The sequence below is a fragment of the Alloalcanivorax gelatiniphagus genome, assembly GCF_005938655.1.
Classification (GTDB): Bacteria; Pseudomonadota; Gammaproteobacteria; order Pseudomonadales; family Alcanivoracaceae; genus Alloalcanivorax; species Alloalcanivorax gelatiniphagus.
This window is the reverse complement of the sequence record NZ_VCQT01000027.1, coordinates 35,775-51,884: the sequence shown is the minus strand read 5'-3', so window position 1 is coordinate 51,884 and position 16,110 is coordinate 35,775. Positions and strand designations below refer to the sequence as shown.

At 66.6% G+C, this 16,110-nt stretch carries 14 protein-coding genes; 5 read left to right on the top strand and 9 right to left on the bottom strand.

Annotated elements, in window-relative coordinates; translation table 11 throughout:
• Positions 1–56 precede the first annotated feature (56 nt).
• The 7 genes from FGS76_RS08050 to FGS76_RS08020 form a co-directional block, all read right to left on the bottom strand.
• Positions 57–1,250 (bottom strand): MFS transporter, encoded by a 1,194-nt coding sequence (locus tag FGS76_RS08050; RefSeq protein ID WP_138772112.1) that lies wholly within the window; start codon positions 1,248–1,250, stop codon positions 57–59.
• Between the two features lie 352 nt (positions 1,251–1,602).
• A complete protein-coding gene (locus FGS76_RS08045) occupies positions 1,603–2,556 on the bottom strand; it encodes a helix-turn-helix transcriptional regulator (protein ID WP_138772111.1) in 954 nt (317 codons plus the stop codon).
• Between the two features lie 78 nt (positions 2,557–2,634).
• A complete protein-coding gene (locus FGS76_RS08040) occupies positions 2,635–2,964 on the bottom strand; it encodes a branched-chain amino acid transporter permease (protein WP_138772110.1) in 330 nt (109 codons plus the stop codon).
• Positions 2,961–3,659, bottom strand: coding sequence for an AzlC family ABC transporter permease (locus FGS76_RS08035; RefSeq protein ID WP_138772109.1), 699 nt, complete (start codon positions 3,657–3,659; stop codon positions 2,961–2,963). The genes FGS76_RS08040 and FGS76_RS08035 overlap by 4 nt, the downstream gene beginning before the upstream one ends.
• An 84-nt stretch (positions 3,660–3,743) precedes the next feature.
• The gene (ubiM, locus tag FGS76_RS08030; protein WP_138772108.1) at positions 3,744–4,913 is read right to left on the bottom strand and encodes a 5-demethoxyubiquinol-8 5-hydroxylase UbiM; all 1,170 of its coding nucleotides are present in this window, start codon (positions 4,911–4,913) and stop codon (positions 3,744–3,746) included.
• Between the two features lie 96 nt (positions 4,914–5,009).
• Positions 5,010–5,963: an alpha/beta hydrolase gene (locus FGS76_RS08025; protein WP_138772107.1), complete on the bottom strand. Its 954-nt coding sequence runs from the start codon at positions 5,961–5,963 to the stop codon at positions 5,010–5,012.
• Positions 5,963–7,990: a TonB-dependent receptor domain-containing protein gene (locus FGS76_RS08020; RefSeq protein ID WP_240692468.1), complete on the bottom strand. Its 2,028-nt coding sequence runs from the start codon at positions 7,988–7,990 to the stop codon at positions 5,963–5,965. Before FGS76_RS08020 ends, FGS76_RS08025 begins: the two co-directional genes overlap by 1 nt.
• Positions 7,991–8,210: 220 nt before the next feature.
• Between FGS76_RS08020 and FGS76_RS08015 the strand changes: the two genes are divergently transcribed.
• A complete protein-coding gene (locus tag FGS76_RS08015) occupies positions 8,211–8,627 on the top strand; it encodes a PaaI family thioesterase (protein ID WP_138772106.1) in 417 nt (138 codons plus the stop codon).
• Between the two features lie 99 nt (positions 8,628–8,726).
• Positions 8,727–9,329: a 2-hydroxychromene-2-carboxylate isomerase gene (locus tag FGS76_RS08010; protein WP_138772105.1), complete on the top strand. Its 603-nt coding sequence runs from the start codon at positions 8,727–8,729 to the stop codon at positions 9,327–9,329.
• On the opposite strand, the gene FGS76_RS08005 is transcribed toward FGS76_RS08010, so the two are convergent.
• Both FGS76_RS08005 and FGS76_RS08000 read right to left on the bottom strand, forming a co-directional pair.
• Positions 9,314–11,002, bottom strand: coding sequence for an ABC1 kinase family protein (locus tag FGS76_RS08005; protein ID WP_138772104.1), 1,689 nt, complete (start codon positions 11,000–11,002; stop codon positions 9,314–9,316). The two genes, FGS76_RS08010 and FGS76_RS08005, sit on opposite strands and share 16 nt — an antisense overlap.
• Positions 11,003–11,205: 203 nt before the next feature.
• A complete protein-coding gene (locus FGS76_RS08000; RefSeq protein ID WP_138772103.1) occupies positions 11,206–11,712 on the bottom strand; it encodes a hypothetical protein in 507 nt (168 codons plus the stop codon).
• 445 nt (positions 11,713–12,157) lie between these two features.
• On the opposite strand from FGS76_RS08000, the gene FGS76_RS07995 reads away from it, so the two are divergent.
• The 3 genes from FGS76_RS07995 to FGS76_RS07985 all read left to right on the top strand — a co-directional run bounded on the left by FGS76_RS07995 (position 12,158) and on the right by FGS76_RS07985 (position 15,834).
• Positions 12,158–13,144 (top strand): AraC family transcriptional regulator, encoded by a 987-nt coding sequence (locus tag FGS76_RS07995; protein WP_240692467.1) that lies wholly within the window; start codon positions 12,158–12,160, stop codon positions 13,142–13,144.
• Between the two features lie 212 nt (positions 13,145–13,356).
• On the top strand, positions 13,357–15,159 hold the full coding sequence (locus tag FGS76_RS07990) for an alpha/beta fold hydrolase (RefSeq protein WP_138772101.1): 1,803 nt from the start codon (positions 13,357–13,359) through the stop codon (positions 15,157–15,159).
• A 57-nt stretch (positions 15,160–15,216) separates the two neighbouring features.
• Positions 15,217–15,834, top strand: a complete 618-nt coding sequence (locus FGS76_RS07985) for a hypothetical protein (RefSeq protein WP_138772100.1) — start codon at positions 15,217–15,219, stop codon at positions 15,832–15,834.
• Positions 15,835–16,110 lie beyond the last annotated feature (276 nt).

Sequence of the window (16,110 nt, the reverse complement as noted above, 5' to 3'; positions counted from 1 at the left end):
CATAGGCGCGTCGGCGGGTGCGGCCAAATGCCGCACTGGCGCCGTGCCATCCTGGCTCAGGCGGCTTGCGCCGTTGTTGCCGGCATCGGCCACAGGGCGGTAAGCACCAGGGCCACGGCGGCCACCGCGTAGGGCACGCCGGGGGCGATCTCATAGAACAGGCTGCCGGCCAGCGGGCCAAGCACGATGCCGAGGCCCTGGGCGGCGCCCACGGAGCCGGCGGCGGCGCCCTGTTCCGTGGGCCCCACGGCGTTGGCCGCCAGCGCGGCGAAGGCCGGGAACACCCAGCCCATGCCGGCGCCGGCGACGAAGAAACCGGCCATCAGGGTGATTTGATCGTGGCTCACCGCCACCAGGGCGAAGCCGGCGGCGGCCACCAGCAGGCCGGCGCGGATCAGCGGCGCCGGTGGCCAGCCCAGCCGCCGCACCAGCAACTGCGCCAGGATCAGCGCCACGCCCACCATGGTCAGCGCCAGGCCCGCCGCCCGGGCCGCCGCCTCCGGGGACAGCTGCAGGCGGTCGATGGCGAAGAAGCCCACGGTGATCTGTGCCACCGACACCGCGCCCATGGCCAGGAACGCCACCACCATGGGCCGGCGCAGGCGGCGGTCGGTGAGCGGCAGGATGAACGCCGCCTGATCGGCGCGGGCCGGCGCGGTGCGCGGCAGACGCCAGACCAGCGCCAACGCCACCAGGGGCAGCACGGAGGTGGCCAGCAGCGGCAACCACAGCCCCTGGCGGGCGAGCAGGGCGGCCAGCGCCGGCCCCAGCACCACGCCCACCGCGTTGGCGGCGCCCAGGGAGGCCATGGCGCCGGTGCGCCGGCCCACCGGAAAATGATCCGCCACCAGGGCCTGGCCGGTGGTGGGCACGGCGGCGAAGAAGGCGCCGGCCAGCCCCCGGGTCAATAGCAGGCCGAGGAACACCCACAGCGGCGAGGCGCCCCATCGCAGGCAGGCGATCAGAAAGGCGCACAGGGCGCCATAGGCCAGGGTGAACCCGACCAGACCGGACAGCAGCACAGGCCGCCGCCCGCGCCGGTCACTCAGGGCGCCCCAGGGCCGTGACAGCAGCATCCACAGCACCCCGGCCACCGACACCACGGTGCCCGCCTGCCAGGCCGGCAGACCCAGTTGCCGGGAGATCGGGCCGATCAGGGAGACGAAGGCCATCATCGCCATGGTGCAGCACAGGTAGGCGCCGAGCAGGGGCGACAGGCGGAAAGCCGGAGTGGGGGAAGCGGGGCTCATGGGCGTGGGTCCAGACCGAAAATGAAACGCTATTGTCGCCGCCGGCCAGCGCCGCCGCCGCTGGCCGCTGATCGTAAATCGCTGCGGGCCGGGCGTTTTAGGGCCTTTTCACACTACTCGCATCGCGCCTGCTGGGTGTCATTTTGGACCTCCAGCCAGGCGGAGGGAGCGCCGTTTGGTCAGTCCAAATAAGCGACCGACAACGACGCTGGAGGTCCAAAAGGGCGCCAGCCCTTCGGGTTGCGGCTATAAATCCACCCCTCCGCGTTACTCGTCGTTCATTTGGAGCCACCAAACTTCTCTCCTCGTGCCTTGATGGGTGGATTTATAGCCGCAACAGGTGCGATAGGCCCTAGCGCCAGCGGCTGGGCACCGTGCCGAAACGGCGTTTGAAGGCGGCGGCGAAGTTGTTGGCGTGCCGGTAGCCGGCCCGTTCCGCCGCCTGTTCCACGCTCCAGCCTTCCCGGCGCAGGCCGTGGCTGGCCCGCTCCAGGCGCCGGTCGCGCAGGTAATTGAACACGCTCTGTCCATAGGCGTATTGAAACTTGCGGCGCAGGGTGCTGCTGCTCATGCAGGCCAGCCGGGCCAGCGCGTCCAGGCTGTGATCCTGCTCCGGCTGCTGGTGCAGGGCGTCACGGACCCGCTCCAGGGCGCGGCGGTCGCGCTCGCTCAGGCGTGCCGGCGCCGGCCTGGTCTGGTCGTCGGCGGACAACGCATGGGCCAGCATCTGCAGCGCCACGCCTTCCTGCCACAGGCGGCCGAGGGCGCCGTCCCAGCGTGGCTGGAACAGGCTCTCCGCCAGCGCCCGCAACGGCGCGTCGGCCCGCCAGCCGTCCAGGCTGAAGCCCTTGCGGGCCAGCCGCTGGCGCAATGGCGCCGGGGCGGCCTGGTCACTGAGCGTGGCTTCCCGGGCCAGCAGCGACACGCTGCGCAGACGCAGGCCGGCCCGGTGCTCGCCGGTCATCGCCTGGGTGTCGTCGTGGCTGACGGTGATGGCGTCGTTGTCGTTGAGGGTCAGCCGTTTGGCGCGCCCGCCCAGCCGCGCCTCGGCGTACCCTTCAAGCAGCAGGATCGAGGTGAAGCCCGGTGCCATCATGGAACGGGCGCCGTAACCCCGGTGATTGAGCACGTCGGAGACCACCAGGGTCAGGCCACCGGCCACCGGCACTTCCTCCATGATGCCCTCGGCCAGGCACGGGTCCTCGTCGTCCCCCAGCTCATGCCACTGGTAGTCGAAGCCATGGCGTTCGCCGAAGCGCTCATAGTCGGACAGGGTGAAGTGTCGAGGGGCGGGCATCGCCGTCATGGGGGGCTCCGGGTGGCCTCTGTTGATGAGAACGGTTATCAACTATAGAGAGGGTGCCGCCGGCGCACAAGCGGGCGGTCAGGTGCCGTACTGCACCATGGCCATGTAAGCGCCGGTGCCCACCACAATGGAGATCAGTACGTTGCGCCGCCACAGGTGCAGCACCACCACCAGCGCGCAGGCTAGCAGCAGCGGCGTGCCCTTGGCGTCGTCCAGTTTCAGCGGGCGCAGGTCGGCCAGGGAGTAGACCACCAGGATCACCATGATGGCGGCGGGCAGATAGCGGCCCAGCCAGGCCAGCAGCGGATGGTCGTGGTGCCGGGACAGGGCAACGAACGGTAGCGCCCGGGAGGCGATGGTGGCCAGCGCGCCGATGGCCACCGCCAGCAGTACGGTGCCGGTGCTCATGGCCCGGCCTCCACGGTGCCCGGGGCGCGGCGCCGGTAGTCCAGCAACAACACCAGACAGGCGGCGCCGATGGCGGCCAGCAGCATGTGCTGCTTGGGCAGCAGCAACAGGGCGCCGAGGCCGCAGGCCAGGCCGATGACGAACGGCGCCGGCTGTCTGATGGTGGCCATTAATTCCACCGTCAGCACGATAAACAGGGCGGTGAGCGCGAACTCCATGCCGGTGCTGTCGAACGACAGCAGGCTGCCGGCCACGGCGCCGAGCAGCGAGCCCAGCAACCACCAGCCCTGGTTCAGCAGGCTGATGCGGAACGCCACCGCCGGGTCGCGGGTTTCCGGCCGGGTGCTGAGCAGCGAATAGGTTTCATCGGTGAGCGCGTAGATCAGGTAGGGCTTGCGCGCGCCGCTGCCCCGGAAGCGGCCCAGCATGGACAGCCCATAGAACAGGTGCCGGGCGCTGAGCAGAAAAATGGCCACGCCGATTTCGGTCAGCGAGGCGCCCGCCGCCAGCAGGCTCAACAGCAGGAACTGGCTGGCGCCGGAGTAGATCGCCACCGACATCAACGGCGCCAGCCACCAGGCGTGGCCCATCTGCACGCAGAGCACGCCGAAGGCGATGCCCAGGGGCACATAGCCAAGCATTACCGGTGTGGTCAGGGACAGCGCATGGCGCCAGGGTGAATCGGGGCTCGACATCGGTACGGCTTTAATCCGGCGGTCGGAACGGCATGGAAACAATCGGCGCGCATGATAGGCCGCCCCGGCGTCGGGCGCCAGGGATCAGCCGGTGACCTGGCGGGCGATCAGCCGCTTGAACGGGGTCAGGGTGTTGGCCGCTTTCAGGGCGGCGCCGCGCAACAGCCGCGCCGGTGCCCGGTCGTCGGTGTACAGCGACACCACCAGATGGGTGGCGTTGAACAGCGGCAGGCTGCTGCGCCGGTGGGCGCGGTGGTAGCTTTCCAGCAGCTCGCTGGCGCCGGGGTCGCGGCCCGCCCGGTGGGCGGGAATCAGCCGCGCGGCCAGATGGGCCACGCTGGTGAGTCCCAGGTTGAAACCGTGGGCGGTGACCGGGTGCATGCCCACGGCGGCGTCGCCCACCAGGGCGAAGCGCGGGCCGTGGAAACGGCTGGCGTAGACCCCCACCAGGGGATAGACATGGCGCTCGCTGATCCGGGTCATGGCGCCCAGGCGGCCCTGGTAGCGCTGGCTGATGTCGTGGTTGAAGGCGTCGTCGTCCAGGGCCAGCAGCCGTTCCATCTCGGTGGCCGGCAGGGTCAGCACCACCGAGGCCCGGTCGCCGTTGAGCGGCAACAGGGCGCGGGTCTGGCCGTGGCCGAACCACTCCCAGGCCTGGTGATGGTGGGGCCGTTCGTGGCGCACCCGCATCACCATCATGCTCTTGCCGTAGTCGCACACCCGGGCGGCGATGCCCAGGGCCCGGCGGGTGGCGGAGAAGCGGCTGTCGGCGGCCACCAGCAGGGGCGCGCGCAGGCGCCGGCCATCGGCCAGCGCCACGCTGGCGGCATCCCGCTCGATGCGTGGATCGCTGACCTCGACGCCGTCCAGCACGGTCACCTGGGGGCAGGCCAGAGCCGCCGTCCAGGCGGCCCGGCGCAGGCACTGGTTGGGCACCAGCCAGCCGAGCTGATCGCGGTGGCCCGGGCCGGCGTCGATGTCCAGGCTGTGATGGCGCGCGCCATCGTCGAACACCCGCGCCTGGCGCAGGTCGGAAATGTCCTCGCCGGGCAGATGCTCCCAGATGCCCCAGTCGATCAGATGGCGGCGGGAGCCGTGGGTGAGGGCGATCTCGCGGCCATCGAAGGCCGGTTCCTGCAAGGCCGCCCGGGGCTGTTTCTCCAGCACCAGCACCTGGAGACCGGCGCCGCCCAGCACCCGGGCCAGGCTCAGCCCGGCGGGGCCGGCGCCCACGATGATCACATCCGCGTCCATTCCGTTGCCTATTCGAATCAGGGTTAGCCGCTGAATGTAGGTGCCCACCGCCCGCCGCGCCTTGATCTGGGGCAGAGTGCCGGCGGGGTCGGCGGATCAGGACCAGTCCTGGAGCGGCGGCAGGCCGGCGGTGATGCGCAGGGTGTCCGGCAGCGAGGCGCTGAACATGGCGCCGTGGCCAAGACCGGGATCAATACGCCGATGCACGGTCAGCGGCGGGATCTCCGCCAGTTCGTCGCAGAACGACGAAAACTGCTCGTTGGCCTGGCCACGGAGCCGCTCCAGGGTGGCCGCATCGGCGTCCCGGGGGGCGCGCAATTCTTCGCTGCCGCGCCGTATCCACACCTGTGCCGGTTGCGACGGCGGGCTGTCCGCCAGGGCTTCCAGGTGCTGGTTCAGCACGCCGTCCGCCCAGCCCAGGGACGGGCTGGTGGGGAAGTAGTTGTCGAAGGCGCCCGGCCGGGCGGTCAAGGCGAACAGGGTGAACAGGCCGCCATAGGAATGGCCCCAAAGGCCGCGCCGGGTGGGGTCGATGGCCACGGTGTCCGCCACGCGCGGCATGATGTGCCGCTCGATGCGTTCCAGGAAGTCCGCCGCGCCGCCGCTTTGCCGATCCGGGTGGCGGTCGTCCCGGGGGCGGCTGCCGTCCGGCCGGGGCGGCGTATAGTCCCGTTGCCGGTCGGCGCCGTTGAACATCAGGTCGGTGTCGTAGCCGATCATCACCAGCACCGGGGGCCGGCCTTCCGCCAGCGGCGCCAGCCACTCTTCGCGCAGGCGCGCCAGCGCCGCGTTGCCGTCCAGCAGGTACAGCACCGGGTAGCCGTCGGCGGGCGCCTCGGTGCGCGGGATCGCCAGCCAGATGCGGTGGGCGCGGCGCCCGGGCCCGGCGTCCAGGCGCCAGCTTTGCAGCCGGTACCAGCGTGAGCCGGTGTCCGCCAGGGTGGTGCCCATGGTGCGGGTCATGTCCGGCCGCCCCAGGGCGGCGGCGGGCAGCAGGGCGGCGCCGGCCAGGGCGGCGCACAACAAACGGCGTTGCAGGTCGATGCTCATCAGAAATCCACCACCAGGCCGGCGTTGTAGCGGCGGCCATCCAGGATGATCTCGAAATCCTCGTTGGTGATCTGGCGATCCGTGAGGTTGTAGACCCCGGCCTTGAGGGTCAGGTTTTTGCTGGCCCGGTAGTTGAGGCCGGCATCCACCAGCGAATAGCCCGGCGTGCCTTCGGCCATACTGACCCGGGACTGATAGTCCGAGGTGCGGCCACGGTGATTGACCCGGGCCCAGCTTTGCAGCTTGTCGGTGGTCTGCCATTCCAGCCCGGCGTTGACCATATGGCGCGGGATCTTGTTGAGCGGTTCGCCCTTGAATTCCCCGGTGCGCTGTTCGGAGTCGGTATAGGTGTAGCTGGCGTTGAAGCGCAAATCGGTGGCCAGCCGCCAGGCCAGGGTGGCCTCGGCGCCCTGCATGCGCGCTTCATCCACGTTCATGCGGTTGCTGACGAAGTAATAGGCTTCGCCGGCGTTGCTGCAATCCCAGGTGGACGGATCGTTGCGGTCCGAAGACGGGTCGGATTGGCACTCCCGGTATTCGGTGATCTTATCCTTGAAGTCGGTCTGGAACAGCATAAGGCTGGTGGCGATGCCGGCGGGCAGATCCAGGGCGAAGCCGGCTTCGTAGTTGATGCTGGTTTCCGGGTCCAGATCCGGGTTGCCCTTGATGATGCCGCGGGGCTGGCCGGCGGCGGCATAGGGACCGCCGGTGACGCTGCCCCAGTCGTCGGCGGCTTCGCGCAGGGACGGCTGCCGGTAGCCGGTGGAGATACCACCCTTGAGGGTCAGCGCCGGGGTCAGGTGGTGCACCGCGTACAGACGCGGCGACACGTGGTTGCCGAAGTTCTCGTCCTTGTTGAAGCGCAGGCCGCCGGTGAGCGACAGTTTGCCTGTCAGGCGCCATTCGTCCTCCAGGAACACCGCGTATTGCCAGCGGCTGATTTCCGTGGCGTCGCTGGTGGGCAGCCGGTTGGTGGCGTAGTCGGTGAGTTCTTCGTCCTTGTACTGGGCGCCAAAGGTGACGATGTGGCGGTCGCCGAAGTAGGTGGCCTGGGTATTGGCGATCAGGGTTTCCAGGGTGATGCCGTCGCGCAGCCTGCCTTGCCGGTCCGGGTTCTCGGTTTTTTCGTTCTGCAGGTAGGACTCGGTGCTCCAGGCGTCGAAGTGGCCATCGTGGGTGAGGGCGGCGATTGTCTTTTTGAACAGCCGGTTCGAGCCGTCCACATCCGGTTGGTAGGACTTGCCCGGCGAGCCGTTACGTTCCTGGTGCACCTCGTCGTAGGACAGCGCCAGGTCGTTGCGTTGATCCGGCGTGAACACCAGTTTGGCGCCGCCGCCGCGTACCTTTTGCTCCTCGAAGCCGTCGAGAATTTCATCCTCGTCGCGGTGGCGGACCTGGCCGTTCACCTGCAACCCCAGTTTGTCCTCAAGCAACGGGCCGGCCAGGTACAGATCCGACTGCCGGGCGTCGCCGGATTTGCTGTTGTCCTGCAGGGTTACTTCGCTGCCGAACGAGCCGATCCACTGCTTTTGCACCTTGCGGGTGATGATGTTGATCACCCCGCCCATGGCCTCGGAACCGTACAGCGACGACATCGGGCCGCGAATTACCTCGATGCGCTCAATGGCGCGCAGCGGCGGCAGGTAATTCTGCTCCAGGCCCCGGTCCTGGCCGTTGCCGGTGGCCTCGCGGCCGGACAGGCGCCGCCCGTCCACCAGGATCATGGTGTACTTGGAGGCCATGCCACGCAGGCTGATGTCCTGGTACGAACCACCACCGGTGATGGTGACGCCGGGAATGTCCTTGAGGGCATCGGTAAGGTCCTGGTAGCTGTGACTCTCCAGCTGCTCCCGGTCGATCACGGAAATGGACGCCGGAGCATCGGCGATGTGCTGTTCGAAGCCGGCGGCGGACACCACGGTGACCGCTTCGAGAACATGGTTGTCGGCTTCGGCGGCCCCGGCACCCTGGGCGGCGAGGGCCACCGCCAGGGCCAGCGCGGAGGCGGCGGGGGAGGTTGGGTTCACGATAGGATTCCTTCAGGCAGGCCGATAAAAAAAAGAAAAACCGACGCGAGGCGCGTTCGGTAAAGCAGCCTTTATAGAAGATTGAACCTCAAATGTAAATGAGAACCAGTATCATTTATGGAGGTGAGGGATAGTCCCTCCGTGATCCGGCGGGCCCCGCTGGAGAAAAACGCCGGCCTGGGTAATGCTTATGGTTTTTCACGCTGCCAGGAGAGAGGCCATGGGCCAGTTTGATCGTATCGCCGAGATGATGACGCCGCCGTTCCTGCGGCTGCTGGGCGTGGAGACGGTTTCCATTGAATCCGGCCGGGTGGTGTCCCGGCTGCCGGTGCGCGAGGCGTTGCACCAGCAGAACGGCTATGTGCACGCCGGGGCGGTGGGCACTCTGGCGGATCACACCGCCGGCGCGGCGGCGGGCACCTTGCTGGACGACGCCCATATGCCGCTTACCGCCGAGTACAAGGTGAACATGCTGCGCCCGGCCCTGGGCGTGGCGCTGGTGTGCGAGGCCACGGTACTGAAGGCCGGCCGCGCCCTCACCGTGGCCGAATCGGAAGTGTTCGCCGAGGACGAACAGGGCCAGCGCAAGCTGATCGCCAAGGCCACCGTGACCCTGGCCATCGTGCCGGTGCGCTGAGCGCGGTCAAGAAGGGCCGGGCGTTGAGTGTCCGGAGAGTGAAGCAGCGACGGCTTCGCGCCTAAACTGACCGTTTTGGGGAGGCAGCAGGGAGCAGCCATGGCCGAGTTGGAGTTCTGGTTCGATTTCGCCAGTCCGTATGCCTATCTGGCGGCGGAAACCATTGAGCCCGCCGCCGCCGAGGCCGGCGTGACGGTGCGCTGGAAGCCGTTCCTGCTGGGGCCGATCTTCCAGGAGCAGGGCTGGAGCGATTCGCCGTTCAATCTGTTTCCCGCCAAGGGGCGCTATCTGTGGCGGGATCTGCAGCGGGAGAGCCGGCGCCTGGGGGTGCCCTGGCAAAGGCCCACCCGCTTTCCGTTCAACAGCGTCCTGGCCACCAAAACCGCCACCTGGATCGAGCCGGACCAGCGCCTGCCGGCGTACTGCCGGGCCCTGTTCCGGGCCGGCTTCGCCGAGCGCCGTGATCCGGCCACGCCCACGGTGGTGTCCGCCTGCCTGCGCGCCGCCGGTCTGGACGACGGGCCCCTGGAGCGGGCCCAGGCGGAGGAGGGCGGCGCGCGGCTGCGCGCCGACGTGCAGCGGGCCCGGGAGCTGGATATTTTCGGCGCCCCCTCGTTCGTGGTGAACGGGGAGCTGTACTGGGGCAACGAACGGATGGCGGCGGCCCTGGAGCGGGCCTGGATGAATCAGCCGCCGGCCTGACCGGTCAGTGGCTGCCGCCAGCGGCGCCACCAGGGTGACGGCGCCGCCGCCACCGGCGCCTGCTCGCCCAGGGTGGCCGGGTTGCTCAGGTAGGCGAGCACCAGCCGGGCCATGTCCACCCGGGGCTGGTAGTGCAGGAACAGCCCGCCCAGGGTGCCGAACACCCGCGCCAGCATCACGAACTCCGCCGGGATTTTTTCCACCGGGTCGTCGCCCATGCGAATCAGCAGGTCACGGACCTGGGCCATTACCTGTTCCGGGCCGGGCCATTGGCTGCCGTCGTTGCCCGCCGTGAGCAGCCCGTCGCGGAGCTGGTCGAGCAGGGCGTCGGTGAACGCCAGCAGGGTGTCCGGCTCGCCGCTGCGGGTCACGAAGCCCAGTTCATTCAGGGTCTCGGCGATCACCTGGCGCTCGCCGACGATGGACGCCTGCAACACCCGCAAATAGCCGCGCCGGAACGGTTCCGGCAGGGTCATGGTGCAGCCGAAATCCAGTACCACCAGGCGGCCGCTCGGCTCCACCAGCAGGTTGCCCGGATGGGGATCGGCCTGGAACACGCCGCCCACCAGCACCTGGTGGAACCAGGCGTCCAGCAGGGTGTGAAGGGTGGCGGCGATGGCTTCGTCGCGGCCCTGTTGGCGGTATTCGTCCAGCACCGTGGTCAGTTTGCGGCCGTCGATGAATTCGCTGGTCAGCACCCGCCGGCTGCACAGATGGTCCACGGTGGCGGGCACCGTCACCGCGTCCTTGCCGTCCAGGGCGGCGCGCACCTGGCGCATGGCGCGGGCCTCGCCCCGGTAATCCAACTCGTCGCGCACGGTGCGCTGAATCTCGCCGATGATGGTGTCGAAATCCATCGGTGGCAGAGCGCCGCGCACACTGTCGATAAAGATTTTCAGCAACGACAGATCCAGCTCGATCACGTCATCCAGGCCCGGCCGTTGCACCTTCACCGCCACCTGGCGGCCGTCCGGCAGACGGGCGCGGTGCACCTGGCCGATGCTGGCGGCGGCCAGCGGCTCCGGGTCGAACTGCTCGAACAGCTGCTCCAGGGGCGCGTCGAATTCCGCCTCGATCACCGCCCGCACCGCCTCGAAGCTTTCCGGGCGGGCCTGGTCCTGCAACTGGGCCAGTTCCTCTACCCAGGCGGCGGGCAGCAGGTCCGGCCGGCTGGACAGAATCTGGCCGATCTTCAGAAAGGCGCCGCCCTGTTCCAGGGAGGTTTTGCGGAACCGGCGGGCGTTCTTGCGATGCAGAGCGTCCAGGGCGGACTGCCGCATGCTGGAGGGTAGAAAGGCGGAGCGGGTGCCCCACAGGCGGTAGCTGGCCAGCACCCGGGTCAGCATCCAGCCGGTGATCGACAGCCGCTTGAGGCGGGCCGGCCAGCGCTTGGCTTCGCGGGCCAGTTCCTGGCACTCGTCGGCCACACCGCCGGCGCCGCTCTCGAAGGCGCGCCAGGCCACCAGGGCCTGGTCCGCCAGTTGCCGGCCCTGCCAGGCGGTGCGTTCGATGGCCTTCAGCGTGCCTTCCATGACCGCCAGCCAGGCGCCCAGGCCACCATCACGCTGATGGCCGCTGAACGCTTTCAGGGCCGGCCATTGCTGGCCGGTGGTGGAGCCGGCGGGCTCGCGGTTGGCGGGCGTGGCCGGTTTGGCGTGCTCGGTAACGGTCATGGAAGCTGCCCCTTGTCATTTAATGTATTACAAAATAGGGCAGCGAGACCGGTCTGGCAATGGCGATGTGAACACCTGTTACAAAAATCAGGTAAGGAGAGGGTGGGTATCGGGCTGGCGGTGGTGGCTGGAATGGGGGAATCGCGCCTGAAGTCGCTCCTACATCCAGAAGTCCCCCGTAGGAGCGACTTTAGTCGCGATAATCAATCGGCGGGGTCGCGCTCCAGGCAGTCGTGGCACAGCCACACCACCGGCGCCGCCGGTTCCGTGGTCAGGCCGCGCAGGGCCTTGTGGCCCCGGGCCAGGGCGATGCCACAGCGGGTGCACTGGGTGGGCCGGTTGACGATCACTTCCTGCCAGGCGTCCACGCTGTCCAGCAGGGCCCGGGCCACGGTGCCGCCCTGATCGGCGGGCACGAAGGCGGCGGGCTCCCGGGGCTGGCCCTTGGCGGCGGAGGCCAGGCGGCGGGCGTCCCGGGCCACGTTGTCCACCAGTTGCGAGGAGTCGGCGACGATGCCGTCCACCAGCCGGAAGCTGTCTTCCAGCACGTTGCGGATCAGATGGGAGACGGTGACCCTTTCCCGTTCGGCGGCGGTGCGCAGGCTGTCTTCCAGGTCCTGGGGTACGCGGGTCTGGATCACCCGGTCCTTGCGTTCGCCCTCCGCCGACGGGCGGCGGCCACGGCGGCTTCGGCGTGGAGTGTCTTTCATTGTGGTGGTGCCATTGGTGGTGATGTCCGGTGTTCGGTCTGACGGACAATGTACTACAAAAAAAGAACGCCTGCTTTTGCCCGGACCTAACGGACCACATCTCCCGTAGGAGCGACTTCAGTCGCGATCAAAGGTTGGGGCATCCGCATCGCGACTGAAGTCGCTCCTACGGAGAATGTGGGTCCGCCGCTGTTACTGCTTTGCTAACTGTTACCGCTGTCTCTGCTGCCTTGAAATATTGTTCTTTGTCAGGATATTTTCGGCCTGCCGAATCCGGCCGGATGGAAATAAAAACCCTTAAACCAGGTGCACCACGAGAATAATAAGGCGAAGCCGTATCATGGAAAGAGACTCTCCCTGCATTCCCCTGGGCCATATACAGACCTATTTTGATTTACGAAAAAGCCTGAGGCTGGAGCCGGAATGGCTATTGAAAAAATCGCACATGACAATCGATGAACCTCACGAAATTCTCGAGGTGATCATCGGCATTGATCAGCAGGTTTTTTATCGGAATGCGGGCATCGATTACAGCCCCAATGAAGCCAACCGCTTCGTCAGCACCCGCCAGGTGGTGGCGCTGGTGGATCAGGCGGTAAAGGCCCTGAAAATGCCTTATCTGGGGCTGGCCATGGGGAACCTGATGACCATTTCCCACCATGGCATGGCCGGGGTGGCGGCGGTCACCCAAACCACCCTGCGCGAGTGCCTGGATGTTATTTCCCGCTTCTGCGATGAACTTTTTCCGCCGCTTTCCATGGCCCCGCGCATCGAGGGTGACCTGGGTATTTTCGCCATCAGGGAAGAGATTTCACTGGCGCCTTATAGCCATTTTTTCTTCGAGCTGAACATGGTGAGTTTCTACAACATCATGTGGCATCTTATCGATAAAGAACGCCATGACTTCCGCGTGGATTTTCATTATCCGGAGCCGGCGTGGGGAAATATCTATCGCCGCTATTTCAAGTGCCCGGTGCATTTTGACCAGCCGGAAACCCGCATCGTCGGCCCCGCCAGCCTGGCCGAGGCGGAACTGCCGCTGGCCAATCGGCTGATGGCCATGTCGGCGGAAAAAATCCTGTTCGAGAACATCCCCACCCGGGCCATGCGATTTCTGCCGCTGCGTCTGCGGCGCATGCTGTTGCGCTACTATGGCGCTTTTCCTTCGCTGGAGAATGCCGCCTCGGAAATGGGCATGAGCGGGCGCACCTTGCGCCGCAAACTGGCGGAGCAGGGCACCAGCTATCAAAAGGAACTGGACCGGGTGCGCCAGCGCCTGTCCCGGGAGTATTTCGCCCGTGGCGGGCAATCCATTACCGAACTTTCCATGATGCTCGGCTTCACCGACTCTTCCGCGTTTGCCAAGGCATTCCGCCGCTGGACCGGGCTCTCCCCCAGCGAATTCATGGAGAAAGGCCCCACGGCTCGCTGACCGCGCCGGCCGTCTCCCCTGACACCTGCCCGCCACCGCCGTCACAAAAATGGCCATAAGAGCGGTGGCCAAATTCAGCTGGCCATATTTAACCGATAAATGTCCTGAATCATCCTGCACCGGGCGGCCCGGCTGATTAGCTTTCAGCTTCCCGGTGTGCGTTTACGTTGGGCGCCGCCGGAGGAATACAAAAAACATACAAGGAGACTCTCATGCGTATGACAAAAAAAATGGCCTCGCCCTTGCTGGGGCTGGTGGTCTCACTGGGCGTGACTCCGCTCACCGTTCAAGCGGCCATGGTCGGCCCGAACGATATGAGCTTTTACGATCCGCCCCAGATGACCTCCGGCGCCCCCGGCGACCTGACCTGGTACCGGCAAACCACCGTGGACCTGGGCGCCAACGCGGTGGCCCACCAGGCCTGGAACCTGGTCTATCGCTCCACCGATGCCAAGGGCGACAGCAACCGGGTCACCGGCACCGTGCTGGTGCCGCAGGCGCCGTGGCAGGGCTCCGGGCAACGACCGGTGATCAGCTATGCGGTGGGCACACACGGGCTGGCCCAGCGCTGCGCGCCCTCCCTGCAGATGGCCAACGGCACCGACTACGAAAACGCCAATATCGCGGCGGCCCTGCGGGCCGGCTATACCGTTCTGGTCTCCGACAACCCGGGCTATACCACCGGTGATTCGCCCACCTACATGTCCGGCGCCGCCCAGGGTCATGCGGTGCTGGATATCGTGCGCGCCGCCCGCCAACTGCCGGGCAGTGGCGTCACCAGCAATACCCGGGTCGCCGTGTGGGGTTACTCCCAGGGCGGTCAGACCTCCGCCCGGGCCGGCGAATTGCAGCCCGATTACGCCCCGGATGTGGACCTGGTGGCGGTGGCCTCCGGCGGTACCCCGGCGAATTTCTTCGACACCGCCGAGTACCTGAACGCCAGCACCGGCTCTTCCTTCCTGCTGCAGGCGGTGATCGGTCTGGCCGAGCAATATCCCCAGGGCATTCCGCTGGACACCCTGGCCAGCCCCTACGGCAAGGCGGAAATCGATAAGGTCAAAGCGGACCAGTGTGTGTTCGACACCCTGTTCGATTACATGAACAAGGACATCGCCGAATACACCGTCGGCAACCAGTCGCTGCAGCAACTGATCAGCATTCCCTCCGTCAATGACACCCTGGAAGAGCAGGCCCTGGGCGGTGAAAAAATGCCGGTGCCGATTTACCAGTACCACGGTACGGCGGACGAGTTCATTCCACTTGATCAGCACCTGGCGCTGAAGAAAAAATACTGTCGGAAGTTCAGCAATGTGACCTTCGGCGTGTACCCCAGTGAACACATCGTCACGCAATTCCAGGCGGCCCCCACGGTGCTCGAATGGCTGGACGACCGCATGGCCGGTGAGTTCACCCTGGGCACCTGTCTCACCCTGAAACCCAGACCCACCGCCAACGCCAACCCGGGCGGCGGCGATTTCGTGGTCACCCTGGACCAATGGCCGCTGGACGCCAATATTCACCTGGCCACCCTGGATCAGGACGTGGAGTTGCCGGAGGAATCCACCTTTACCGCCGACACCAACATGACCGCCGGCACCCTGGACGGTGATCTGGCGGTCCCGGACTTCTCCACCAAGCTCAACATCGTGCTTCCCCTGGATGTGAAACTGTCCGTGGAACCGAGCAGCAGCACCAGCGGCAGCGCTTCCCTGGACAATCAGGGCCAGCTGCATGTGGACGGCCAGGCCTTCGCCAATATCACGGTGAAGTCCGCCGGCGCCGGTGTGCTGCAGATTCCCTTTGGCTGCAAGACGGAAAATCCGGTGGCCTTCCCGGTGAAATTCGACGGCCCGATCTCCGATCTCGGCGCGGGCAATCTGACCTTCACCGGCACCACCACCTTCCCGCCCATGAAAGACTGCGGCCTGTTCAACAGCCTGTTCACAACCCTGATGTCCGGTCCGGGCCAGGAGTACTCCTTCAACGTGAGCCCGCCGGCGCCCACCACCTGGTAATGGCGGCAACAGCCCGGGCGCCGCACGCTGTGCGGCGCCCCCTATCAAGGAGGGATCATGAGTAGATTGAAGTGGTCGGGACTGGCGGTCGTTGTTGTGGTGGCCGGTGCCGCCTGGTTCTGGTGGTCGTCGCCGGGCAGCCCGGAGGCGCAAGACAGCCCCACCGATGAGGTTGTCGCCACCAAAGGGGACAGTGCGCAAACCGAACAGGACAGCGAACAGTACCGTGAGCTGGCCGAACAACAGGAACAGGCAGCCCGGGCGGTGCAGGGCCAGTTGGGAGAACCGGAATTCGATGGCCCGATCCATGAGCGCCCGGATTTTGTTTCGCCGATGGAATGGCGGGTGCTGAAGAGCGTGGCCGCCAGCAAAGCGGACAGTGACCGGGAGCTGACACGGCTGGTCAACCGGATACGTTTCGCCAAGCTGCGCGAACACTGGGACGAGCTCAAGGGCAGTGAGCAGACGGATCAACGACACGCCATCGCCAGGCAATTGCTTGATGATATTCCGCAGCGGGTGGATCAACGGGAGATGGACACCTCCCAGGCCCAGCAACTGCAACAACAACTGCTCGCGGACCTGATCAGCGATCCGGAGCAACGCCGCCAACGGGCGGCGGAAGAAGCCAAACGCATCGGCATCACCTTTGAGATGCAGGCGTCACAAGGCTGATTGATCAAAAGCCGTTGGTGGGGTCCGTGGTGGGTTCTATCCGAGACGCTACGAGGTCAGGCGGCACGGGGAGGGGCTGTAGGAGCGACTTCAGTCGCGATGAAGATGGCACCGGTGGGTGATCGCGACTGAAGTCGCTCCTACAGATTCCATTTAACCCATGGAGGGGGCAGCAACATTTAAGCGTTGGCATTGGTTACAGGTCTTCCTGGTGTTCCAGCCGCGTCGCGGTGTGGCGTTGGTGCTTGAGATTGCTGTGGGAGCGAGCGGGCGGCG